The sequence below is a fragment of the Bordetella petrii genome, from assembly GCF_017356245.1.
In the GTDB taxonomy this organism is placed as follows: domain Bacteria; phylum Pseudomonadota; class Gammaproteobacteria; order Burkholderiales; family Burkholderiaceae_B; genus Bordetella_A; species Bordetella_A petrii_D.
On the sequence record NZ_JAFMZZ010000001.1, the window covers coordinates 2,540,197 to 2,563,276 of the forward strand.

The window sequence follows — 23,080 nt, forward strand, 5'->3', positions numbered from 1 at the left end:
TGACTGCCGCCTACGCCATGCGCCAGTCCAGCGACTCGCCCGCCGCCAGCGGCACCAGCGACGTGTCGCCGAACGGCAGTTCGTCGGGAATGGCGTAGGGCTCGCGCCGCAGCGTCAGGGTGTCGGTATTGCGCGGCAGGCCGTAGAAGTCGGGGCCATGGAAACTGGCAAAGCCTTCCAGCCGGTCCAGCCGCCCCGCCCGCTCGAACGCGGTGGCGTACAGCTCCATCGCATGCAGGGCGGTATAGCAGCCGGCGCAGCCGCAGGCATGCTCTTTAAGGCCGCGCGCATGCGGCGCGCTGTCGGTGCCCAGGAAAAAACGCGGGTTGCCGCTGGTGGCCGCTTCCACCAGCGCCTGGCGGTGCACTTCCCGCTTCAGGATCGGCAGGCAGTACCAGTGCGGGCGCACGCCGCCCAGAAAAATCGCGTTGCGGTTGTACAGCATGTGCTGCGGCGTAATGGTGGCGCCGATCGGGCCTTCGGCGTCGCGCACATACTCGGCGCCGTCTTTGGTGGTAATGTGCTCGAACACTACCTTCAGGCCGGGATACGCTTTGCGCAGCGGCTGCATGACCCGCTCGATGAAGACCGCCTCGCGGTCGAACACGTCGATGCCGGGGTCGGTGACTTCGCCGTGCACCAGCAGCGGCATGCCGCAGCGCTCCAGGGCCTGCAGGGCCTTGCCGCACTTGCCCAGCAAGTCGGTGACGCCGGCGTCGGAATTGGTGGTGGCGCCGGCCGGATACAGCTTCACGGCATGCACCTGGCCTGACTCGTGCGCGCGGACGATTTCGTCGGCCGGCGTGTTGTCGGTCAGGTAGAGCGTCATCAAGGGCGTAAACGCCGGGATGTCATCGCGCGGGCGCAGGGCGGCCTCGATGCGCTGCCGGTAGGCCAGGGCCTGTTCGGTAGTGGTTACCGGCGGACGCAGGTTGGGCATGATGATGGCGCGCGCGAACTGGCGCGCGCTGTCGCCCGCCACGGCCTGCAGCGCCGCGCCGTCGCGCAGGTGCAGATGCCAGTCGTCGGGGCGGGTGATGGTCAGTTGCGTGATGTTTTGAGCAGAGGACATGAACAGGAGCGATGGCGGTTTATTCTGCCAGGGGCATGCCGCGCTCGGCCAGCGCGCAGAACATCGCGCTGCCCAGCGGAATCACGGCATCATTGAAATCGAAGCGCGAATTATGCAGCACGCAGCCGGATTCGGCGCCGCCCTGCCCCAGGCGAAAATACGCCCCGGGCCGGGCCTGCAGCATGAAAGAAAAATCTTCCGAGCCCATCGACGGCACCAGGTCGCGCACCACGTTTTCCTTGCCCACCAGGTCGGTGGCGATATCCGCCACCAGGTTGGCATGCTGCGGCGTGTTCAGGGTAGCGGGGTAGATGCGCTGGTACTCGATCTCGGCGGTAGCGCCAAAGCCGCCGGCCACGGCGCTGACCAGCTCGCGCATGCGTGTTTCGACCATTTCCTGTACCGACTTGCGGAACGTGCGCACCGTGCCCACCATCTTGGCTTCGCGCGGTATCACGCTCATGGCGCCGGGATGCCCGGCCTGCAGCGACCCGATCGACAGCACGGCCGAATCCAGCGGGTTCACATTGCGCGACACGATGGTCTGCAGCACGGTGATCACGTGTCCGGCGATCGTCACCGGATCGATGGTCTGGTAAGGGTGGGCGCCATGGCCGCCGCGGCCGGTGATGGTGATCTCGAAGCGGTCGGCGGCCGCCATCATGGGGCCGGGATTGATGCCCACCGTGCCGGGCTTCAGGCCCGGCCAGTTATGCAGGGCATAAATGGCGTCGCACGGAAAGGTGTCGAACAGCCCGTCTTCCATCATGGCCTTGGCGCCGCCGCGGCCCTCTTCGGCGGGCTGGAATATCAGCACGGCCGTGCCGTCGAAATTGCGGGTCTGCGCCAGATAGCGCGCCGCGCCGATCAGGATGGCGGTATGGCCGTCGTGCCCGCAGCCGTGCATCAGGCCCGCCTTGCTGGACTTGTAGCCGAAGTCGTTGTCCTCGGTCATGGGCAGCGCGTCCATGTCGGCGCGCAGGCCGATCATGCGGCCGCTGTCGTGGCCGCGCCCGCGGATCACCCCCACCACCCCGGTCTTGCCGATGCCGCGGTGCACCTCCAGGCCCAGGGCCTCGAGTGCGCCTGCCACGATGCCCGACGTGCGCACCTCTTCGAAGCCCAGTTCGGGATGAGCGTGCAAATCGCGGCGCAAAGCCGTCAATTCGTCATGAAATAGCCGGATCGATTCCAGTGCAGATCTTGCGTACATGTGCCGTTACACACCTTGATCGGGGGGTGTTGAAGTCCCCATTTTAGTTGCTACAGAGCATAAATGGCTTTGTCTTTGCTGGGGAGACACGTTATGCTCCGGCCGCAGGACAATTTTTCCAACAGCCAGAGAAGGAGCGCCGCATTATGGCTACAACCTCCAAACCCGCGACCGCACGCAAGCCGAACGCCGCATTCATGAAGCCCCTGACCCCCAGCGCCGAGCTGGCCGCCGTCATCGGCTCCGAAGCCGTGCCGCGCACCGAGGTCACCAAGAAGATCTGGGAATACATCAAAAAGCACAACCTGCAAGACGCCAGCAACAAGCGCAACATCAACGCCGATGCCAAGCTGCGTCCGATCTTTGGCAAAGATCAAGTCACCATGTTCGAACTGACCAAGCTGGTCAACGCCCACCTGAAGTAAAGCAGGCAAAGGGCGTACCACGTACGTCCCTGCTACCGGCCGCCTGGCATGCACGCCAGGGCGGGCTGCACAGCCCCGGGCAGGTTGTTTCCCCAGAGCGGAACCGCACAATGAAAAACGGCTGACCAGCGCATGGTCAGCCGTTTTCGCATGGCATGTGCGCAACTCAGGCGTAGGGCGTGGGCGCGGAGCCTTCCAGCAAGGCCAGCCAGCCTTTGATCAGCCGGTACAGTACCCACACGACCGTGGCCGCCAGGCCGATCCAGCCGATGAAGATCAGCGTGGCAATGGCGCTGATGGCCAGCCACAGCAAGGCCCACCAGAAGGTGCGCAGCAGCCAGTCGAAATGGGCGGCATACATGGTGCCGGCGGTATCCGCGCGCTTGACGTACATGAGCACCACGGCCGCCAGGGTGGCAATGCCCAGAAAGCCGCCGGTAAGAAAGCCCAGGGCATACAGGCCGTAGGCCACGTGGGTCAGCGTGCGCAAATCGGGCGAATTGCTGGGCTGGGGAATCTGGGGATCGCTCACGATAACCGCTCCATCGAATAGATTTAGCCAATCTTACCGCACAAAGACGCATGATCGTGGCCTGGCGGCAATCCCCCTGCCAGGGTGTGGCAAGGTCGCGACGCCCGCCACTTTGGTCGGGGCAGATCGGGTTCGCAAGAGCCTTTGAAAGACGGCGTCATGCGGCCGGAAAGGCGCCGTAGTTATCGGTGTGCCGCAAAGACAAAACCCCAGCACGGATGCGTGCTGGGGTTTTGTGGGATAAGAGCCTGACGATGACCTACTTTCACAGACGGGAAGTCCACTATCATCGGCGCGAAGGCGTTTCACTGTCCTGTTCGGGATGGGAAGGAGTGGGTCCACCTTGCTATGGTCGTCAAGCGTAGCTGGCTGGGCGGGCTGCGAAGGGCAGCGCGCCCGGAATTGGAAGAAGCACATCGAGCTGGCCAGGCGCGTTGGCCTGGCAGCGATTGTGAAGGTATTTATCTATTGAACGGCACTCGAACGCTATCTCATACCAGGTCTTGTATAAAACCCGCAGAGTTATAGGATCAAGCCGCACGGGCAATTAGTATCGGTTAGCTCAACGCATTACTGCGCTTCCACACCCGACCTATCAACGTTCTGGTCTCGAACGACCCTTCAGGGGGGTCTAGCCCCCGGGATACCTAATCTTCAGACGAGTTTCCCGCTTAGATGCCTTCAGCGGTTATCTCTTCCGTACTTAGCTACCCGGCAATGCCATTGGCATGACAACCGGTACACCAGAGGTACGTCCACTCCGGTCCTCTCGTACTAGGAGCAGGCTCCGTCAAGTATCCAACGCCCACGGCAGATAGGGACCAAACTGTCTCACGACGTTTTAAACCCAGCTCACGTACCTCTTTAAATGGCGAACAGCCATACCCTTGGGACCGGCTACAGCCCCAGGATGAGATGAGCCGACATCGAGGTGCCAAACACCGCCGTCGATATGAACTCTTGGGCGGTATCAGCCTGTTATCCCCAGAGTACCTTTTATCCGTTGAGCGATGGCCCTTCCATTCAGAACCACCGGATCACTATGTCCTGCTTTCGCACCTGTTCGACTTGTCAGTCTCACAGTCAAGCACGCTTATGCCATTGCACTATCAGCACGATTTCCGACCGTACCTAGCGTACCTTCGAACTCCTCCGTTACGCTTTGGGAGGAGACCGCCCCAGTCAAACTGCCTACCATGCACTGTCCCCGATCCGGATAACGGACCAAGGTTAGAACCGCAAACAAACCAGGGTGGTATTTCAAGGTCGGCTCCACCGAATCTGGCGACTCGGTTTCCGCGCCTCCCACCTATCCTACACAGGCCGGTTCACAGTCCAATGCAAAGCTACAGTAAAGGTTCATGGGGTCTTTCCGTCTAGCCGCGGGTAGATTGCATCATCACAAACACTTCAACTTCGCTGAGTCTCAGGAGGAGACAGTGTGGCCATCGTTACGCCATTCGTGCAGGTCGGAACTTACCCGACAAGGAATTTCGCTACCTTAGGACCGTTATAGTTACGGCCGCCGTTTACCGGGGCTTCGATCAAGAGCTTGCACCCCATCACTTAACCTTCCGGCACCGGGCAGGCGTCACACCCTATACGTCGACTTTCGTCTTGGCAGAGTGCTGTGTTTTTAATAAACAGTCGCAGCCACCGATTCTCTGCGGCCCCTTCAAGCTCTGCGCGCAGGCGCATCACCCTACCGGGGCATACCTTCTCCCGAAGTTACGGTATCAATTTGCCGAGTTCCTTCTCCTGAGTTCTCTCAAGCGCCTTGGAATATTCATCCCGTCCACCTGTGTCGGTTTGCGGTACGGTCTCGTACAGCTGAAGCTTAGAGGCTTTTCTTGGAACCACTTCCAATCACTTCGATCCACATGGGATCTCGTGCCACACCCTTGAATTACGCGCCCGGATTTGCCTAAAGCGCCTTCTCCAATGCAGCAACAGGGACATCCAACACCCTGATGACCTTCCGCGATCCGTCCCCCCATCGCACTGTACGACGGTGCTGGAATATTAACCAGCTTCCCATCAGCTACGCATCTCTGCCTCGCCTTAGGGGCCGACTCACCCTGCGCCGATGAACGTTGCGCAGGAAACCTTGGACTTACGGCGAGGGGGCTTTTCACCCCCTTTATCGCTACTCATGTCAGCATTCGCACTTCTGATACCTCCAGCAGCCTTTACAAGCCACCTTCGCAGGCTTACAGAACGCTCTCCTACCGCGTGTACTAAAAGTACACACCCGCAGCTTCGGTTTATCGCTTGAGCCCCGTTACATCTTCCGCGCAGGACGACTCGATCAGTGAGCTATTACGCTTTCTTTAAAGGATGGCTGCTTCTAAGCCAACCTCCTGACTGTCTATGCCTTCCCACTTCGTTTCCCACTTAGCGATAATTCGGGACCTTAGCTGGCGGTCTGGGTTGTTTCCCTCTTGAGTCCGGACGTTAGCACCCGGTGCTCTGTCTCCCAAGCTGGACTTGCGGGTATTCGGAGTTTGCCATGGTTTGGTAAGTCGCCATGACCCCCTAGCCATAACAGTGCTCTACCCCCCGCAGTCATACTTGAGGCACTACCTAAATAGTTTTCGGAGAGAACCAGCTATTTCCAGATTTGTTTAGCCTTTCACCCCTATCCACAGCTCATCCCCTAGTTTTTCAACACTAGTGGGTTCGGTCCTCCAGCACGTGTTACCGTGCCTTCAACCTGGCCATGGGTAGATCATCTGGTTTCGGGTCTACACCCAGCGACTGATTCGCCCTATTCGGACTCGCTTTCGCTACGCCTTCCCTATTCGGTTAAGCTCGCCACTGAATGTAAGTCGCTGACCCATTATACAAAAGGTACGCCGTCACCCCATTAAGAGGCTCCGACTGTTTGTATGCATACGGTTTCAGGATCTATTTCACTCCCCTTCCGGGGTTCTTTTCGCCTTTCCCTCACGGTACTGGTTCACTATCGGTCGATCACGAGTATTTAGCCTTGGAGGATGGTCCCCCCATCTTCAGACAGGATTTCACGTGTCCCGCCCTACTTCTCTTACGCCTAGTTCCACAAACCAGATTTCGTCTACAGGGCTATCACCTGCTACGGCCGGACTTTCCATTCCGTTCGACTACCTGATCTGCTAAATCGTAAAGGCTCTTCCGATTTCGCTCGCCACTACTTTCGGAATCTCGGTTGATGTCTGTTCCTCGAGTTACTGAGATGTTTCAGTTCACCCGGTTCGCCTCCGCACACCTATGGATTCAGTGTGGGATACCGCTTACGCGGTGGGTTTCCCCATTCGGACATCTGCGGATCAAAGCTTGTTTGCCAGCTCCCCGCAGCTTTTCGCAGGCTACCACGTCCTTCATCGCCTGTGATCGCCAAGGCATCCACCATATGCACTTAGTCGCTTGATCCTATAACACTACCGTCTTATAGGACGCTGATATGTTTCGCGTTTGTGCCGTTCATAAGTTTCAAAGCAGCTCTGATCATCCTTCGATCAGACCTTGAGAACTTGGAACTAAATCTATGCAATCACAACCCGTGCTCATATTCACCAGGCGCACCCGGCTACTTCATGAACACACTTTCGTTGTGCTTCTTCCAAATTGTTAAAGAACTCGTATAGCTTCATTGGGCAAAACCCAACGCGTAAGACTGACTCGCAACCCTACGCGTTGGCCTCTGGGCTCAATGGTGGAGGTGAACGGGATCGAACCGATGACATCCTGCTTGCAAAGCAGGCGCTCTCCCAGCTGAGCTACACCCCCATACCCCAACACGGATCCTCCGCATCGCGATACCTGGTGGGTCTGGTTGGATTCGAACCAACGACCCCCGCCTTATCAAGACGGTGCTCTAACCGACTGAGCTACAGACCCAAAAAACCCTCTTCGGATCAGCAGTCAGGATTGCGGCTCAGGGAGGCATTCCCCTCTCACCCACGCTCACAACCGATCCCAGCTACACATACAAACAACCGATAAGCGTGGACGCTTCAAGCAATAACAGCCAGCTCTTAAAGGAGGTGATCCAGCCGCACCTTCCGATACGGCTACCTTGTTACGACTTCACCCCAGTCATGAATCCTACCGTGGTAATCGCCCCCCTTGCGGTTAGGCTAACTACTTCTGGTAAAACCCACTCCCATGGTGTGACGGGCGGTGTGTACAAGACCCGGGAACGTATTCACCGCGACATGCTGATCCGCGATTACTAGCGATTCCGACTTCACGCAGTCGAGTTGCAGACTGCGATCCGGACTACGATCGGGTTTCTGGGATTGGCTCCCCCTTGCGGGTTGGCAGCCCTCTGTCCCGACCATTGTATGACGTGTGAAGCCCTACCCATAAGGGCCATGAGGACTTGACGTCATCCCCACCTTCCTCCGGTTTGTCACCGGCAGTCTCATTAGAGTGCCCTTTCGTAGCAACTAATGACAAGGGTTGCGCTCGTTGCGGGACTTAACCCAACATCTCACGACACGAGCTGACGACAGCCATGCAGCACCTGTGTTCCGGTTCTCTTGCGAGCACTGCCAAATCTCTTCGGCATTCCAGACATGTCAAGGGTAGGTAAGGTTTTTCGCGTTGCATCGAATTAATCCACATCATCCACCGCTTGTGCGGGTCCCCGTCAATTCCTTTGAGTTTTAATCTTGCGACCGTACTCCCCAGGCGGTCAACTTCACGCGTTAGCTGCGCTACCAAGGCCCGAAGGCCCCAACAGCTAGTTGACATCGTTTAGGGCGTGGACTACCAGGGTATCTAATCCTGTTTGCTCCCCACGCTTTCGTGCATGAGCGTCAGTGTTATCCCAGGAGGCTGCCTTCGCCATCGGTGTTCCTCCGCATCTCTACGCATTTCACTGCTACACGCGGAATTCCACCTCCCTCTGACACACTCTAGCCCGGTAGTTAAAAATGCAGTTCCAAGGTTAAGCCCTGGGATTTCACATCTTTCTTTCCGAACCGCCTGCGCACGCTTTACGCCCAGTAATTCCGATTAACGCTTGCACCCTACGTATTACCGCGGCTGCTGGCACGTAGTTAGCCGGTGCTTATTCTGCAGGTACCGTCAGTTGCCCCAGGTATTAACCAGAGCCGTTTCTTTCCTGCCAAAAGTGCTTTACAACCCGAAGGCCTTCATCGCACACGCGGGATGGCTGGATCAGGGTTGCCCCCATTGTCCAAAATTCCCCACTGCTGCCTCCCGTAGGAGTCTGGGCCGTGTCTCAGTCCCAGTGTGGCTGGTCGTCCTCTCAAACCAGCTACGGATCGTCGCCTTGGTGAGCCTTTACCCCACCAACTAGCTAATCCGATATCGGCCGCTCCAATAGTGCGAGGCCCGAAGGTCCCCCGCTTTCCCCATAAGGGCGTATGCGGTATTAGCTACGCTTTCGCGTAGTTATCCCCCGCTACTGGGCACGTTCCGATACATTACTCACCCGTTCGCCACTCGCCGCCAGACCGAAGTCCGCGCTGCCGTTCGACTTGCATGTGTAAAGCATCCCGCTAGCGTTCAATCTGAGCCAGGATCAAACTCTTCAGTTCAATCTCTGTAGTTCGCGCACCACTGCCTCAGCAATGGCACTTCGCTCAAAGAAAATGAGGTTCCTTGAATGAGCCAACATCTCTGTTTGACATTCTTGGTACTTCACTTTCATGCGAGCGCCTGATTTCTCTTTGGCTTGCAGCACCCTTGTTGCCAAGCGCGCCGCGGGCCGCATCACTCAAGCGCCCACACTTATCGGTTGTTTCGTTGTTAAAGAACAGGTACCGCCTTCGTGCCGAACCCCGCTTCGCAGTTCGTTCAGCACAGAAACGAGATTATGAGGCCTTTTTTAAACCCTGTCAAATCGGCTGCGCCGCTTCAACCTTCCCGCTTCCTGCTTCTTTCGCCGTGCCGGCCACTGAGTGCCTGAACTGCGAAAGAGCGAGACTATACACGAATTTCCACCCCCTTGCCCAGCCCTGCAATTCGCATGCCCGCAATCGGGCCCGGTGCCCCTGGCGGCGCCCGACCGGCACTTGCCAGGCGGGCGCCACCGTTTACTATTCGACCTGGACCACGACGCGCTACTGCTGCCCATGATCGAAGACATCCTGATCAATATCACCCCCTTTGAAACGCGGGTCGCGCTGGTTGAACAGGGCGCGGTTCAGGAATTACACGTCGAGCGCAGCATCCAGCGCGGGCATGTCGGCAACATCTATCTGGGACGCGTGGTGCGGGTGCTGCCCGGCATGCAAAGCGCCTTCATCGATGTCGGCCTGGAGCGCGCCGCCTTCATCCATATTGCCGACCTGCGCGAAAACCGCAGCGAGCGCAGCCAGGGGCTGACGCCCACCGCCATCGAAAAACTGCTGTTCGAAGGCCAGACTCTGATGGTGCAGGTGATCAAAGACCCGCTGGGCACCAAGGGCGCACGGCTATCCACCCAGATCAGCATCGCCGGGCGCATGCTGGTGTACCTGCCGCACGATCCGCATATCGGCATTTCGCAGAAAATCGACTCCGAAACTGAGCGCACCCAGTTGCGCGAACGCCTGCAGGCGCTGATTCCGGAAGAAGAAAAAGGCGGCCTGATCGTGCGCACGCAGGCCGAAGGCGCCACCGACGAAGAGCTGAGCGCCGATCTGGAATACCTGCGCAAACTATGGAGCCGTGTGCAGGCGGCCGCCCGCAGCCAGCCTGCCCCGGCGCTGCTGCACCAGGACCTGACTCTGGCGCAGCGCGTGCTGCGCGACATGGTGGGCCCGCATACCGGCGTGATCCAGGTGGATTCGCGCACGACCACCACCGCCCTGACCGAATGGGCGCGGGTTTATACGCCGTCGGTGGCCGATCGCATCCAGCACTACAGCGGCGAGCGCCCGCTGTTCGACACGGCCAATGTCGATGAAGAAATTGCGCGCGCACTGTCGCGGCGGGTGGACCTGAAGTCGGGCGGGTACCTGATCATCGACCAGACCGAAGCGCTGACCACGGTGGACGTGAATACCGGCGGATTCGTGGGCGGCCGGAATTTCGACGACACGATATTCAAGACCAACCTGGAAGCGGCGCAGGCAATTGCCCGTCAGTTGCGGCTGCGCAACCTGGGGGGCATTGTGATTCTGGACTTCATCGATATGGAAGATCCGGAACACCGCGAGACCGTGCTGGCCGAACTGAAGAAAGCCCTGTCGCGCGACCGCACCCGCATGACGGTCAACGGATTCACGCAGCTGGGCCTGGTCGAGATGACCCGCAAGCGCACGCGCGATTCGCTGGCGCACCAGTTGTGCGAGCCCTGCCCCATGTGCGAAGCGCGCGGCACGGTGCGCACGGCGCGCACCGTCTGCTATGAAATTCTGCGCGAAATTCTGCGCGAGGCGCGCCAGTTCAACCCGCGTGAATTCCGCATTCTGGCTTCGCAGAATGTGGTGGACCTGTTTCTGGAAGAAGAAAGCCAGCACCTGGCGATGCTGGGGGATTTCGTGGGCAAGCCCGTATCGCTGGAAGTGGAAACCGCGTATTCGCAGGAGCAGTACGACATTATTCTGACCTGATGCGCCGCGCCCGGCCGCGCGGCCGGAATCGCCGCAGCTAGGCGGAATCGTGCGAGCGGCGCTGTTCGGCCTGCCTGTATGCGGCCAGCCGCTTGCCCACGGCGATGACCACGAAAGCCCCCGCCAGCTCGGCAGCCAGCTTGGCCACCACGGTAGGCTCGCCCAGCCGCTCGACGAAATAGACGTCGGTAATCAGCATGCCGCCGGCAATCCACCCCAGCAGGCCCGCCCCCAATGCGACGACCATGGGGAAGCGGTCCATCAGCTTCAGCACCAGCGTGCTGCCCCACACAATGATGGGCACGCTGACCAGCAAGCCGAATATGACGTAGAAGATCTGATGATCGGCGTGCGTGTTTTCGGCGGCGCCGGCGATGGCGATGACATTGTCGAGGCTCATGGCGAAATCGGCCACGATAATGGTCTTGACGGCGGCCAGCACCGACGCCGTGCTTTTGATGCCGTCGTGCCCGTCATGCTCGGGCACCATCAGCTTGATGCCGATCCACAGCAGCAGCAGGCAGCCGATGATTTTCAGGAACGGGACGTCGAGCAGGACCAGCGCGAAGCTGATGAGCAGGACGCGCAACACGATGGCCCCCGCCGTGCCCCAGAGTATTCCGTACATGCGCTTGCCGGGCGCGAGGCCCCGGCAGGCCAATGCGATCACTACCGCATTGTCTCCGCCCAGCAGGATATCGATGAGCACAATCTGGAACACGGCGCCCCAATGGAGCGCCTGGAAGAACTCGAGCATCTGCGTGTCCGGTAAGCACGGGGGCTTGCAGCGCGGCCGACAGCAGAGGCGCGGGGAAGTCCTCAGGGATGGAACAAACGCCGTGAATTCTAATTCAGTTTTTTGTCAGGACAGCGAATTCCGGCAGCACGAGTAGGGCGATTGACAGGTCAATCGCCTATGCGTGCGCGGCGCTTCGAGGGAGTCAGTCTTCGCGGAACTGCATGTTGTACAGCGATGCGTACAGGCCCTGCTTGGCGAGCAGCTCGGCATGCGGGCCCTGCTCGATGATTTGCCCGGCGTCGAGCACGACGATGCGGTCGGCGTTTTGTACCGTGGACAGGCGATGCGCAATGACCAGCGTGGTGCGGCCGCGCATCAGGCGCTCGAGCGAGGCTTGCACCTGGCGTTCGGATTCGTTGTCCAGCGCCGAAGTGGCTTCGTCGAGGATGAGGATGGGCGCGTTCTTGATGAGCGCGCGGGCGATGGCCAGGCGCTGGCGCTGGCCACCCGACAGGCGCGCGGCGTTTTCGCCCACCAGGGTATGCATGCCCTGCGGCAGGGCGTCGACAAAATCGAGCAGGTTGGCCGCCGCCAGGGCTTCGCGCACCTGTTCGTCGGTAGCCTGGCCCAGCGCGCCATAGCCGACGTTGGCGGCGATGGTGTCGTCGAACAGCACGACATCCTGGCTGACCAGCGACAGGTGCGAACGCAAGCTGCGCAGGCTGAGCTCGTTGATGGGCACATCGTCGACCAGGATGCTGCCGGAATCGGGCAGCACGAAGCGCGGCAGCATATTGACCAGGGTGGTCTTGCCGCTGCCCGAACGGCCCACCAGGGCCACGGTCTGGCCGGGCTCGACCTGGAACGACACCTTGCTGACGGTATCGCGATCGGCGTCGTGGAAGCGATGGGTGACATCCCGGAACTCGATCTTGCCGCGCACCGGCTCGGGCAGCGTGCGCGTGCCGGTGTCGATTTCGGGCTCTTCGTCGATCAGGGTGAAGACGCTTTCGGCGGCCACCAGCATTTTCTGCATCTTGCCGGCCAGGTTGGTAAGGCGCTTGATGGGATCGAAAATCTGCGCCAGGGCGGCCATGAACGATGCAAAGCTGCCGACGGTAAGCGCGCCATGGTTGGCCTGGCTGAGGGCCACCGCGATGATGGCGCCGACCGATATCGAGATGCACACCTGGGTGAGCGGGGTCATGGCGGCGTCGGCCGTGGCGGTGCGCATGGCGAAGCGCCGCAGGCGCGCGTTGACGAAGGCGAAACGGCCGCGCTCGGCGTCGTAGCCGTCGAACAGCTTGATGACCCGCTGGCCGTTGATGCCTTCGCTGGCCACGCGGGTGAGCTCGGCGTTCATGTTGACGGTTTCGCGGTTGATGCGGCGCAACCGCCGGATGAAGCTGCGGGCGATCAGGATGGATACCGGCAGCATGACCAGGATGATCAGCGTCAGCATCCAGGACATGTACAGCAGCACACAGATGAGCGCGATGACCACCAGGGTTTCGCGCACCAGCACGGTAATGACGTCGGTGGCGTAGCCCGTGACGTTGCCGGCGTCGATGGTGAAGCGGTTGAGCAGGCGGCCGGTGTCGCCGCGCTTGAACTGGGCGTCGGGCAGGCCCAGCAGGCGGTCGAACATGTCGCCGCGGATGCCGAGCAGCACATTGTTGGCCACCCACGCCAGCAGGTAGTCGCTGAAAAAATTGCACACGCCGCGCAGGAAGATCAGGCCGATCACGGCCAGCGGCAGCGCCCACACGAAATAAGGCTTGGCCCCGGTGAAGCCGTCGTCGAGCAGCGGCTTCATGATGATGGCCAGCGTGGGCTGGGTGGCGGCCGCGCCGGCCATCAGCAGGATGGCCAGCAGCAGGCCCTTCCAGTAGGAACCCACGCGGCTGTAGACGCGCTTCCAGAGCTCGGCCTTGACCGGATGGGACCCGGCGGGCGCATGGCGTGCGGCAGAATTCAAGGGGCGACTCGCTTTAATACAATTGTGCCCGGAATTGTACCGTTCGACTGACCAATAGCCTGCCCACTGCCCATGCCCGAGATTTCCTGCCTGTATGTCAGATTGCCCAACTGGGTGGGCGATGTCTGCATGAGCCTGCCCAGCCTGGCCCTGCTGCAAGGCACCGGCCTGCCGCTGGTCGTATGCGCCCGCCCCTGGGCGCGCGACCTGCTCGAAGGCGTGGCCAAGCACGGCTTCATCCCCATGCAGGGCCGGCTATGGGATGACGCCCGCGCCGTGCGCGAGCATCGCCGCGCGCTGGCGGGCGCCGGCCTGCACATCCGCGGGCTGGCCCTGCCCGACTCGCTGTCGAGCGCGGCGGTGTTCCGGCTGGCGGGCGTGCCCAGCGCCGGATACCGGGATGACGGCCGCAGTCTGCTGCTGCGCTGGCCCATCGCCAAACCGGACCCCAGCCTGCACGCGGTGCAATCCTGGTATTACCTGACTCGCGCCGCGCTGCAGCGCTGGGCCTTGCCGGCGGGGCCGGACCAGCCCGGTCCCCTGCTGAACCTGCCTGTTACGGCGGCGCACGAGCAGGCGGCCGACGTGCTGCTGAGCGGCGCGGGGCTGGCCGGCCAGCCCTTTGTGCTGATCGCCCCCACGGCGACCGGCCTGCACAAGGGCAAGATCAAGGTCTGGCCGGGCTTCGACGCCCTGGCCCGGGCGTTGCAGGCGCGCGGCCATACCGTGGTAATGTGCCCTCCTCCGGCCGAAGCCGATGAAGCCGTGCGCAACGCCCCCACGGCCCGCCTGCTGCCCGCCGTGCCGCTGGGCGCCTTCGCCGCGCTGACCGCCCGGGCCGCGCTGGTGGTGTGCAATGATTCGGGGGTGTCGCATGTGGCCGCCGCCGCTGGCGCGCGGCAACTGACGCTGTTCGGCGTCACGAACCCCGGCCGCACGGGCCCCTGGTCGCCGCGCGCAGTGTGTGTGGGGTCGGACCGGAACTGGCCGGACACCGCCGAGGTCGAACGCCAGGCGTGCGCCCTGCTGCAACCGGCGTCGTGACCGCAATATTTACGGAACTATGACGAATTACCTGGCCAACCTGATCATTCCCCAGAATTTGTGCGTAACCCTGGTTGTACTGGGGCTGGTGCTGGGCCTGTTTCGCCTGCGCCGCACCGGCGCCGCCCTGGCCGCTTTCGGGGTGGCCTGGGTGCTGGCCTGGTCGCTGCCGGCCACGTCGCTGTGGCTGGGCGGCGCCCTGGAATCACGCTACCCGCACCTGCCCGCGGCTCAATTGCCCACGGCCGATGCCATCGTGGTGCTGGGCGGCAATACCGCCAACGGGCGCGCCAACTGGTTCCTGCCCTATGACAAGGACACCGCGATTGTGCGGGTCGACACGGCGGTCAAGCTGTACCAGGCGCACCGGGCGCCCAAGGTGGTGCTGTCGGGCGGCGCGCTGGAAGGCGACGTCAGCGAGGCGCGCGGGATGGCCTTCCTGATGAAGCAGCAAGGGGTGCCGGAAGGCGCCCTGCTGCTGGAAAACTCCAGCCGCACCACCTACGAGAACGCCATGCTGACCGAGGAAGAGCTGAAAGAACACGGCTTCGGCAAGATTCTGCTGGTGACCTCGGCGCTGCACATGCCGCGCGCCATGGCGGCGTTTTCCAAACAGGGCGTGGCGGCCATCCCCGCCTCGACGCCGCCCCAGATCGTGCTGCCGCCGGACGGTTCGGTATCGCCCTGGATACCGCACATGCGCACGCTGGACGCCAGCCGCTCGATCATCAAGGAATACGCCGGCCTGCTGGTGTACTGGCTGCGGGGCTGGGTATGAGCACGGCCGGCCCGGGCGCTCTGGCGTGCCGGCCGGGTTGCGGGGCCTGCTGTATCGCGCCGTCGATCACCCGGCCCATACCGGGCATGCCTGACGGCAAGCCCGCCGGGGTGCCTTGTGCCCAGTTGCTGCCCGACATGCGCTGCGCGATTTTCGGCCAGCCTTCGCGGCCGGATTTTTGCGGCGGGCTGCAGCCGCAGGCCGACATGTGCGGCACCAGCCGCGGCGCGGCGATAGTCTGGCTGACCCGGCTGGAGGCCGATACGGCGCCAGCGGCCTGAACCGGCGTGTGCGCGGCGAACCCTAGCTGGCAAACGCCCGGCCGGCTGTGATTCAGCCGCCCAGCGCCCCGCGATACGCATCCAGCGTGGCTTGCGCGAAAGCGGCCAGGCCGAAGTCGTCGGTTGCCTTGCGGCGCGCCGCCGCTCCCATCGAGGCCAGACGGACGGGATCTTCCAGCATCCCCCGCAGTACCTCGGCCATGGCCGGCACGTCGCGCACCGGCACGATCCAGCCGTCGGCGCCGTCCGTGACGTTTTCGGGCAGGCCGCCGGCGTTGCTGACCAGCGCCGGCAGGCCCAGCGACATCATTTCGCGGCAGGCATAAGACAGGGCCTCGCGGTACGACAGCACGAAGCCCGCATGGCAGCACGCCAGCGCGTCGCGCACATCGTCGAGCAGGCCGGGAAATACGACCCGGCCCTGCATGCCGGCCGCGCGCACGCGCGCCAGCTTGTCTGCGTTGGGGGGATCGCCCGCCACCAGGATGAGGATGCGATCGCGCTGCGCGGCAGGCAGGCTGCCGGCGGCATCGACCAGGTCGAGCCAGCCCTTGTCGTAATCGGTGCCGCCCGCGCTGCCCAGCAGCAGTTTTCCGTGCCAGCCGGCACCGAAATAGCGGTCGCGCAAGGCATCCATCGCCTGTGGCGTAGCCGGCGCGAAATAATCGGTGTCGATGCCGTGCCGGATGGTGTCGATGGGCAGGCGCCGGTACGGAGAATGCTCGAGCAGGCCGCGCACATAATCGCTGACGGCAATGACGCGGTCTGTGGCCAGGCGCGCCCGCAGCCAGTGGCCCAGCGTATCCAGCGGATGATCGTTGTGCTTGGTGAACACCACGCGCGGGCGCCGGCGCAGGCCGGCCAGCGCCAGCATGACCTGCCTGTGGTCGGCCGAGCCATTGACGTGAATGATGTCGTACTGCTGCCGGGCGATGAGCCGGCGCAGCGCGGTGCGCTCGCCGAGCCACGACGAAAGCCGGGTGGAAAAGCGCATGTCGACCGCTTGCACACCAGGCACCGCTCCGGCGTAGCGGAACAGCCGGCTGGTGCCCGGGGTGGCCACGGCGATCTGGTGCGCGCCGGACAGGGTGCGCGCCAGGCTGGTGATGTACGTGGCGTGGCCCCCGCCGTTGCGCGGGTGGAAATTGGTGTAAAGAATCTTCACTTGCGGCTGTCGGACAGGAAGCTGAGCTTGGCGTAGCGGAAGAAACTGCCGGCGGCCGCCGTCACGGCCAGCACCAACCCGTGCCGGCCGTCGAGAAAGCCGCGGCGGATCAGGTAGATGCGGATGAAGGTCCAGAACCCATGGCCCAGCGCGCTGAACACGGTGGCACGCTTGCCGCGCGCGTGCATCATGGCGGCCGCGTCCGACGAATACCGGTTGACCTTGTTGATCAGAGCGTCAAGATCGGGATACGGATAGTGCAGGAAGTGCCCCGCCAGCCGCAGCGGCGGGTGCTCAGGCACCACGCGCTCGTGCACGGCGGCATCGGTGAAGCGCGCGGTGCCGCGCTTGAACAGCCGCAGCACGTAGTCGGGCCACCAGCCGCTGTGGCGGATCAGGCGGCCGCAGAAGTCGGACAGGCGGGCGATTTCGTAAGCGTCGGCCCGGGGCGCGGCCAGCACGGCCTGGATCTCGCGGGCCAGTTCGGGAGTGACGCGTTCGTCGGCATCGATGGACAGGACCCAGTCGCCGGTGGCCAGGTCCAGGGCGCGGTTTTTCTGCGGGCCGAAGCCGGGCCAGTCGGGGGTGACATGGACTTGCGCGCCGAAATCGCGCGCCAGCGCCACCGTGTTGTCGGTGCTGCCGGAATCGACCACGATGAATTCGTCGGCGAACGCCACGGACTCGAGGCAGCCGAGAATGTGCGCGGCCTCGTTCTTGGCAATGATGATGACCGAAAGTGTCATGCCCGGTTCCTCAGGCGTTTTTTCCAGGCCTTCCAGGCGTGGTAGCGCGGCCCCCACACCGGGTGGCGCGACATCCAGATGCGGCGGTTGAGCCACGAGCCGCCCAGATTGCGGACCGCGAAGCGGTAAATGTGTTCGGGATCGGCGCCGGGCAGGTTCTGCCCCAGCGCGTCGGTGGTGTAAAGATGCCGGAAACCGGCCTCGCGCGCGGCCTGGACGTAGTCGGCGTCGAAATAGCCTTGCGGCCAGCACAGGTGATCGCTGGCCGGCCCCAGGTGCTCGGCGAGCGCGGCGCGGGAATCGGCCAGCTCGCGTGCGATATGGTCGCGCTTGGCGGCCACGTCGGGGCCGCATTGCTTGTCCCAGCGGGTATGGGTATGCGTGTGCGAGTGGATTTCGAAGGTGCCGGCGGCCACCATGGCCTGGGCCTCGCTCCAGCGCACGATGACGTCGTCGGTGCGGCCCTCGGCCACCAGCCGCTTGGTTTCGTGATGTTCGGGCGAAGCGGGCAGCGGCGCGCCCTGCCCGGCGTGCGGGCGCACCGGCCCCTGCCCCGCCCAGCCGGTTACCAGGAACAGCACAGCCTTCATGCCGTAGCGCTGCAATACCGGGTGCGCGTAGGTCCAGTTGTTGAGATAGCCGTCATCGAAGGTAATCAGCACCGACTTTTCGGGCACGCGGCCGCCCGCCAGGTAGTCGGCCAGCTGTGCGGTGCCCAGCGAGGTATAGCCCGCCCGCGCCAGACCGGCGATCTGCTGCTCGAAGACGTCGGGGGTGACCGCGATCATGCCCCCCGACGGGGTGACATGGTGGTACATCAGTACCGGTACGTTGGGCGCGTTGTTCATGATTGCCTTTCCGCCAGCCATTTGCGGTACACGGCCTCGGTGTTCTCTGCCAGCCGGGCTGGCGAGAAGATGCCTTCGTCCCAGACCATGCGGCGGCCGGCATCGCCCATGTCGCGACGCAGCTGCGCGTCGTCGATCAGGCGCTGCAGGGCGGCGGCCAGCGCGGCCTGGTCTTTGACCGGCACCAGGATGCCGGTGACGCCGTCGCGCATCATTTCGGGCACGCCGCCGACGTTGGTGCCGATGACCGGCAGCCCGGCCGCCTGGGCCTCGACATACACCGTGCCGGACGCTTCCTGCTGGGTGGCCAGCGCAAAGATGTCGAACCCCGCCAGCAGGTTGGGCACGTCGCGCCGGGTGCCCATCAGGTGGATGCGGTCTTGCAGGCCCAGTTCCTGCACATAGGCCTGGGTCTGCTCGAACGTGGGCGAGCCGGCGCCGACGAACACCATGTGCAGCCCGGGGCGGCCCGCCATCAGCGGCCGGATGGCGTCGATGAGGTCTTTGTGGCCTTTGGCGGCGCGCATCACCGCCACGCAGCCGACCACGATGTCGTCGTCGGCCAGCCCGAGCTCGCCGCGCAGCGTGGAATGCTCGACCGGCGGCGGCAGCACTACCGGGGAATACAGCGTGGCGATGTGGTCGGCGGGCACGCCGCGGCTGATCAGGTAGCGGCGCACGTAGTCGCTGACCGTGGTAACCCGGTGCGGCAGCCAGGTGTACGACAGCATCGACCCCACCTTGCTGGCCAGATGGCGCGTGCGCACGATAAGCGGCGCGCCCGTCAGGCGCCCTGCCGTGCCGGCTATCAGTGTGTCGATACGGCTGTGGGTATTGATGACGTCGTAGCGGCCTTCACGCAGGATGCCCCGCATCGCGGCCACGCCTTTCAGGTAATTGGCCAGGCCGCCCATGGGCATGGTGTGCACTGTGAAGCCGGCATCGCGCAGGCGCGGCACCAGCTGCGCCTGCGGCTGGCAGACGGCCTCGAGGTGGTGGCCGCGCGCCCGCATGGCGTGCATTTCTTTGAAAATACGGTGTTCCTGCCCGCCGAACGCGACGGCGGCCTCGGAATGGAGAATGCGCAGCGGCTGCATCAGTAAGTGACCTCGACGCCGTCGGGCTTGGCCCAGGCAGACAGGTTCTCGAGCAGGGTGTCGGCCATGCGCACGCGCCACTCTTCGCCCAGGCGCACCGTGCACAGGAAGTTGTCGCGCCCATACACGATATCGACCGGCACGCCGGGCACGCCGTTCTCGGGCTCGGCGCGGAACGGATTGAGCATCTGGCGCAGGCGGCCGGCGTCGGCCTGGCCGTTGAGCCGCACGCGCAGCGATTTGGCGCGCGCCTCGCGCGCCAGCTGCAGGTCGTAGAGCTGGTCGGCGACGATGCGCATGCCGCCGGAATAGTCGTCGTTGCTGACCTTGCCCTGCACAATGATGAGCTGGTCTTCGCGCAGGCGCGAGCGGTGCTTTTCGTACAGTTCGTTGAATACCGAGATCTCGACCTGGGCGGTGCCGTCGTCGAGCACGGCGAATACCATTTTGCCCCGCCGCGTCATCATGGTGCGCACGCCGGCCAGCACGCCGCACATCCATTGCAGGTCGCGCTGCGGCTCGATGCGCGCCAGCGGCATGGGCACGATGCGGCGCACTTCATCGCGCCAGTGGTCGAACAAGTGGCCGCTGAAGTAAAAGCCCAGCGCGGATTTTTCTTCGGTGAGCTTGGAATGCAGATTCCAGGGCGCCACCTTGCTGAGTTCGCCGGCCACCACGTCGCTGCTGTCGTCGCCGAACAGCGACACCTGGTTGGCGCTGCGCGCAGCCTGTTCGGCAGCTTCCATGGCCGTACCCACCGACGCCAGCATGGCCGCCCGGTTGGGCTCGATGGTGTCGAAGGCGCCGGCCTTGATCAGAGCCTCGATGGTGCGCCGGTTGACGGCGTGCTTGTTGACGCGCCGGCAGAAATCGAACAGGTTGGCGAACGGGCCGTCGGCCTCGCGCGAACGCAGGATTTCCTCGACCGCGCCCTGCCCCGTGCCCTTGACCGCTCCCAGCCCGTAACGCATGGTGCGCGGCGGCTTGCCTTTGCTGGTGTGCTCGTCGTCCACCGGCTCGAAGCGGTAGCCCGAGGCATTGACGTCGGGCGGCAGCACCAGCACGCCGTTGTCTTGCGCATCGCGGCAGAACACCTGCACCTTGTCGGTGTCGTCCATATCCGAAGAAATGGTGGCCGCCAGGAATTCGGTGGGATGGTAGGCCTTCAGCCAGGCCGTCTGGTACGCAATGAGCGCGTAGGCGGCCGAGTGCGACTTGTTGAAGCCGTAGCCGGCGAACTTCTCCATCAGGTCGAACAGCTTGACCGCCAGGTCGGGATCGTGGCCTTTTTCTTTGGCGCCTTTTTCGAAGAGCTCGCGGTGCTTGGCCATTTCTTCGGGCTTTTTCTTGCCCATGGCGCGGCGCAGCAGGTCGGCGCCGCCCAGCGAATAGCCGCCGATGATCTGCGAGATCAGCATCACCTGTTCCTGGTAGACGATGACCCCGTAGGTGCTTTTGAGGGTGCCTTCCAGGTCGGGATGGAAATAATCGACCGAGGCGCGGCCGTGCTTGCGGTTGACGAAGTCGTCGACCATGCCGGATTCGAGCGGCCCCGGGCGGTACAGGGCCAGCATGGCGATGATGTCTTCGAAGGTGTTGGGCCGCAGCTTCTTCAGCAGCTCTTTCATGCCGCGCGATTCGAGCTGGAACACCGCCGTGGTGTTGGCGTCGCACAGCACCTTGTAGGCGGCCGGATCGTCGAGCGCCAGCGCCATGATGTCGAAATCGCGCTTGGATTCGTTGAAGCGGCGCACGAAGCGCACGGCCCAGTCCAGGATGGTGAGGTTGCGCAGGCCCAGGAAGTCGAACTTGACCAGGCCGGCGGCCTCGACGTCGTCTTTGTCGAACTGCGACACCGCGCTGTTTTCCTGGCCGGGCTGGCAGTACAGCGGGCAGAAATCAGTCAGCTTGCCCGGCGCGATCAGCACCCCGCCCGCGTGCATGCCGATGTTGCGGGTCAGGCCTTCGAGCGGGCGCGCCAGGTCGACCAGCGCGCGGACTTCTTCTTCTTGCTCGTAGCGTTCCTTGAACGCCGGCTCGTCTTTCAGGGTGCGGTCGAGCGACCAGGGGTCGGCCGGATTGAACGGGATCAGCTTGGACAGCCCATCGCAGAACAGGTAGGGCATGTCGAGCACCCGCCCGGCGTCGCGCACCACCGCCTTGGCGCCCAGCGTGCCGAACGTGGCGATCTGGCTGACGGCCTCGCGGCCGTATTTCATCTTGACGTAGTCGATGACGCGTTCGCGGTTGTCCTGGCAGAAATCGATGTCGAAGTCGGGCATGGAAACCCGCTCGGGATTCAGGAAGCGCTCGAACAGCAGGTCGTAGCGGATGGGATCGAGGTCGGTGATGCCCAGCGCGTACGCCACCAGAGAGCCTGCGCCCGAGCCGCGCCCCGGCCCCACCGGCACGCCGTTGTTCTTGCCCCAGTTGATGAAGTCCTGCACGATCAGGAAGTAGCCGGGGAAGCCCATCTGGATGATGGTCTTGCATTCCCAGCGCAGGCGTTCGTAGTACTGGGCGCGCTTGGCTTCGCGCTCGGCCGCGTCGGGGAACAGGAATTCCAGGCGCTTTTCCAGGCCCTCTTCAGAGAGCTGGACCAGGTAGTCGTCCAGCGAAATGCCGTCGGGCGTGGGAAAGTTGGGCAGGCGCGGCTTGCCCAGCACCAGCGTCAGGTTGCAGCGCTTGGCGATTTCCAGCGTGTTGGCCAGGGCCGACGGCACGTCGGCAAACCGCCGGGCCATTTCTTCGGTGCCGAGCAGGTATTGGTCTTTGGTGAAGCGCCGCACCCGGCGCGGATCGGCCAGGATCTCGCCCTGGGCGATACATACGCGCGCCTCGTGAGCCTGGAATTCGGATTCGTCGAGAAACTGCACCGGATGGGTTGCCACCACCGGCAGGCCGGCCTCGGCCGCCAGCCGCATGGCGGCCTGGGTATAGGCCTCGTCGCCATCGGCGCCGGCGCGCTGCAGTTCGATGTAGAACGCGCCCGGGAACAGCTGCCCCCACTGGCGCGCCAGCGACAGCGCCGTGACGGCATTGCCGGCATCCAGGGCGTGGCCGATGTCGCCGGCGCGGCCGCCCGACAGCACGATCAGGCCCTGCCGCCCTTGCAGCCATTCGCGGCGGATTTCGGCGCGGCCCCGGCCCTGGTTTTCAAGAAACGACTGGGTCAGCAGCTCGCAGAGGTTCAGGTAGCCTTGATGGTTGCGTACCAGCAACAGCAGGCGGAACGGCTTTTCGGGATCGTCATCGTTGGTCAGCCAGACATCGCAGCCGGCGATCGGCTTCACGCCGGCCCCGCGCGCGCCCTTGTAGAACTTGATCAGGCCGAAAATATTGGAAAGATCGGTGAGCGCCACGGCGGGCTGGCCCAGCTTGGCGACGCGCTTGATGAGGTCGGGAATGCGGACAATGCCGTCCACCACCGAGAACTCGGAATGGACGCGCAAATGGACAAAGGCAGGCGTGGGATTGACGGCTTCGGACATGGCCCGAATTGTACCCAGTCGGGCCGCCCGCCGCCGGCTTTTTGCCCAGGGCGCGGCATGCGGCGCCCAGCTATGTAACAATATGGATTTACACCGATCGCGCCCCTTGCGGGCCTGTCAG

At 63.2% G+C, this 23,080-nt stretch carries 15 protein-coding genes, 2 tRNA genes and 3 rRNA genes; 5 read left to right on the forward strand and 15 right to left on the reverse strand.

Features of this window, described 5'->3' with window-relative positions; all coding sequences use genetic code 11:
- Positions 1 to 10 precede the first annotated feature (10 nt).
- Positions 11 to 1,072, reverse strand: coding sequence for a dihydroorotase (gene pyrC, locus J2P76_RS12250; RefSeq protein WP_207407783.1), 1,062 nt, complete (start codon positions 1,070 to 1,072; stop codon positions 11 to 13).
- 19 nt (positions 1,073 to 1,091) lie between these two features.
- Positions 1,092 to 2,285 (reverse strand): M20 aminoacylase family protein, encoded by a 1,194-nt coding sequence (locus tag J2P76_RS12255; RefSeq protein WP_207407785.1) that lies wholly within the window; start codon positions 2,283 to 2,285, stop codon positions 1,092 to 1,094.
- Between the two features lie 146 nt (positions 2,286 to 2,431).
- Between J2P76_RS12255 and J2P76_RS12260 the strand changes: the two genes are divergently transcribed.
- Positions 2,432 to 2,710, forward strand: coding sequence for an SWIB/MDM2 domain-containing protein (locus J2P76_RS12260; RefSeq protein ID WP_006217453.1), 279 nt, complete (start codon positions 2,432 to 2,434; stop codon positions 2,708 to 2,710).
- Between the two features lie 166 nt (positions 2,711 to 2,876).
- Here J2P76_RS12260 and J2P76_RS12265 read toward each other — a convergent pair whose 3' ends face one another.
- The 6 genes from J2P76_RS12265 to J2P76_RS12290 form a co-directional block, all read right to left on the reverse strand.
- Entirely contained in the window at positions 2,877 to 3,242 is a 366-nt protein-coding gene (locus tag J2P76_RS12265; RefSeq protein WP_207407787.1) for a hypothetical protein, read from the reverse strand.
- Between the two features lie 246 nt (positions 3,243 to 3,488).
- Positions 3,489 to 3,602: ribosomal RNA gene (gene rrf, locus J2P76_RS12270) — 5S ribosomal RNA — on the reverse strand.
- 166 nt (positions 3,603 to 3,768) lie between these two features.
- Positions 3,769 to 6,653 (reverse strand): 23S ribosomal RNA (locus J2P76_RS12275).
- 281 nt (positions 6,654 to 6,934) lie between these two features.
- A tRNA-Ala gene (locus J2P76_RS12280) sits at positions 6,935 to 7,010 on the reverse strand.
- 34 nt (positions 7,011 to 7,044) lie between these two features.
- Positions 7,045 to 7,121, reverse strand: a tRNA-Ile gene (locus J2P76_RS12285).
- A 139-nt stretch (positions 7,122 to 7,260) separates the two neighbouring features.
- A 16S ribosomal RNA gene (locus J2P76_RS12290) occupies positions 7,261 to 8,791 on the reverse strand.
- The 16S, 23S and 5S rRNA genes sit together here with 2 tRNA genes alongside, the layout of an rRNA operon.
- Before the next feature lie 537 nt (positions 8,792 to 9,328).
- Between J2P76_RS12290 and rng the strand changes: the two genes are divergently transcribed.
- A complete protein-coding gene (rng, locus tag J2P76_RS12295; RefSeq protein ID WP_207409195.1) occupies positions 9,329 to 10,792 on the forward strand; it encodes a ribonuclease G in 1,464 nt (487 codons plus the stop codon).
- Between the two features lie 37 nt (positions 10,793 to 10,829).
- Here rng and J2P76_RS12300 read toward each other — a convergent pair whose 3' ends face one another.
- Complete coding sequence (locus J2P76_RS12300) at positions 10,830 to 11,549, reverse strand: TerC family protein (RefSeq protein WP_207407789.1); 720 nt, start codon at positions 11,547 to 11,549, stop codon at positions 10,830 to 10,832.
- 184 nt (positions 11,550 to 11,733) lie between these two features.
- Complete coding sequence (msbA, locus tag J2P76_RS12305) at positions 11,734 to 13,509, reverse strand: lipid A export permease/ATP-binding protein MsbA (RefSeq protein ID WP_207407791.1); 1,776 nt, start codon at positions 13,507 to 13,509, stop codon at positions 11,734 to 11,736.
- Between the two features lie 72 nt (positions 13,510 to 13,581).
- Between msbA and J2P76_RS12310 the strand changes: the two genes are divergently transcribed.
- Genes J2P76_RS12310 through J2P76_RS12320 form a run of 3 tightly spaced genes read left to right on the forward strand, consistent with a single transcriptional unit; the run spans position 13,582 to position 15,612 of the window.
- Complete coding sequence (locus J2P76_RS12310) at positions 13,582 to 14,553, forward strand: glycosyltransferase family 9 protein (RefSeq protein WP_207407793.1); 972 nt, start codon at positions 13,582 to 13,584, stop codon at positions 14,551 to 14,553.
- A 19-nt stretch (positions 14,554 to 14,572) separates the two neighbouring features.
- On the forward strand, positions 14,573 to 15,331 hold the full coding sequence (locus tag J2P76_RS12315; RefSeq protein ID WP_207407795.1) for a YdcF family protein: 759 nt from the start codon (positions 14,573 to 14,575) through the stop codon (positions 15,329 to 15,331).
- Positions 15,328 to 15,612: a YkgJ family cysteine cluster protein gene (locus J2P76_RS12320; RefSeq protein ID WP_207407796.1), complete on the forward strand. Its 285-nt coding sequence runs from the start codon at positions 15,328 to 15,330 to the stop codon at positions 15,610 to 15,612. Before J2P76_RS12315 ends, J2P76_RS12320 begins: the two co-directional genes overlap by 4 nt.
- Positions 15,613 to 15,664: 52 nt before the next feature.
- On the opposite strand, the gene J2P76_RS12325 is transcribed toward J2P76_RS12320, so the two are convergent.
- The 5 genes from J2P76_RS12325 to dnaE are packed head-to-tail and all read right to left on the reverse strand — an operon-like array spanning position 15,665 to position 22,959.
- Positions 15,665 to 16,777, reverse strand: a complete 1,113-nt coding sequence (locus J2P76_RS12325) for a glycosyltransferase (RefSeq protein ID WP_207407798.1) — start codon at positions 16,775 to 16,777, stop codon at positions 15,665 to 15,667.
- A complete protein-coding gene (locus J2P76_RS12330; RefSeq protein WP_207407800.1) occupies positions 16,774 to 17,523 on the reverse strand; it encodes a glycosyltransferase family 2 protein in 750 nt (249 codons plus the stop codon). Before J2P76_RS12330 ends, J2P76_RS12325 begins: the two co-directional genes overlap by 4 nt.
- On the reverse strand, positions 17,520 to 18,371 hold the full coding sequence (locus tag J2P76_RS12335) for a polysaccharide deacetylase family protein (RefSeq protein WP_207407803.1): 852 nt from the start codon (positions 18,369 to 18,371) through the stop codon (positions 17,520 to 17,522). Before J2P76_RS12335 ends, J2P76_RS12330 begins: the two co-directional genes overlap by 4 nt.
- Positions 18,368 to 19,468 carry a glycosyltransferase family 4 protein gene (locus tag J2P76_RS12340; RefSeq protein ID WP_207407804.1) on the reverse strand — a complete coding sequence of 367 codons (1,101 nt, stop codon included), beginning with the start codon at positions 19,466 to 19,468 and terminating at the stop codon, positions 18,368 to 18,370. Before J2P76_RS12340 ends, J2P76_RS12335 begins: the two co-directional genes overlap by 4 nt.
- On the reverse strand, positions 19,468 to 22,959 hold the full coding sequence (dnaE, locus tag J2P76_RS12345) for a DNA polymerase III subunit alpha (RefSeq protein WP_207407806.1): 3,492 nt from the start codon (positions 22,957 to 22,959) through the stop codon (positions 19,468 to 19,470). Before dnaE ends, J2P76_RS12340 begins: the two co-directional genes overlap by 1 nt.
- Between the last annotated feature and the right edge of the window lie 121 nt (positions 22,960 to 23,080).

Excerpts from the sequence above, each read along its gene's own strand:
- pyrC (WP_207407783.1), bottom strand. The coding sequence starts at position 1,072 with ATGTCCTCTGCTCAAAACATCACGCAACTGACCATCACCCGCCCCGAC.
- J2P76_RS12255 (WP_207407785.1), bottom strand. The coding sequence starts at position 2,285 with ATGTACGCAAGATCTGCACTGGAATCGATCCGGCTATTTCATGACGAA.
- J2P76_RS12260 (WP_006217453.1), top strand. The coding sequence starts at position 2,432 with ATGGCTACAACCTCCAAACCCGCGACCGCACGCAAGCCGAACGCCGCA.
- rng (WP_207409195.1), top strand. The coding sequence starts at position 9,329 with ATGATCGAAGACATCCTGATCAATATCACCCCCTTTGAAACGCGGGTC.
- J2P76_RS12300 (WP_207407789.1), bottom strand. The coding sequence starts at position 11,549 with ATGCTCGAGTTCTTCCAGGCGCTCCATTGGGGCGCCGTGTTCCAGATT.
- J2P76_RS12310 (WP_207407793.1), top strand. The coding sequence starts at position 13,582 with ATGCCCGAGATTTCCTGCCTGTATGTCAGATTGCCCAACTGGGTGGGC.
- J2P76_RS12315 (WP_207407795.1), top strand. The coding sequence starts at position 14,573 with ATGACGAATTACCTGGCCAACCTGATCATTCCCCAGAATTTGTGCGTA.
- J2P76_RS12320 (WP_207407796.1), top strand. The coding sequence starts at position 15,328 with ATGAGCACGGCCGGCCCGGGCGCTCTGGCGTGCCGGCCGGGTTGCGGG.
- J2P76_RS12330 (WP_207407800.1), bottom strand. The coding sequence starts at position 17,523 with ATGACACTTTCGGTCATCATCATTGCCAAGAACGAGGCCGCGCACATT.
- J2P76_RS12335 (WP_207407803.1), bottom strand. The coding sequence starts at position 18,371 with ATGAACAACGCGCCCAACGTACCGGTACTGATGTACCACCATGTCACC.
- J2P76_RS12340 (WP_207407804.1), bottom strand. The coding sequence starts at position 19,468 with ATGCAGCCGCTGCGCATTCTCCATTCCGAGGCCGCCGTCGCGTTCGGC.
- dnaE (WP_207407806.1), bottom strand. The coding sequence starts at position 22,959 with ATGTCCGAAGCCGTCAATCCCACGCCTGCCTTTGTCCATTTGCGCGTC.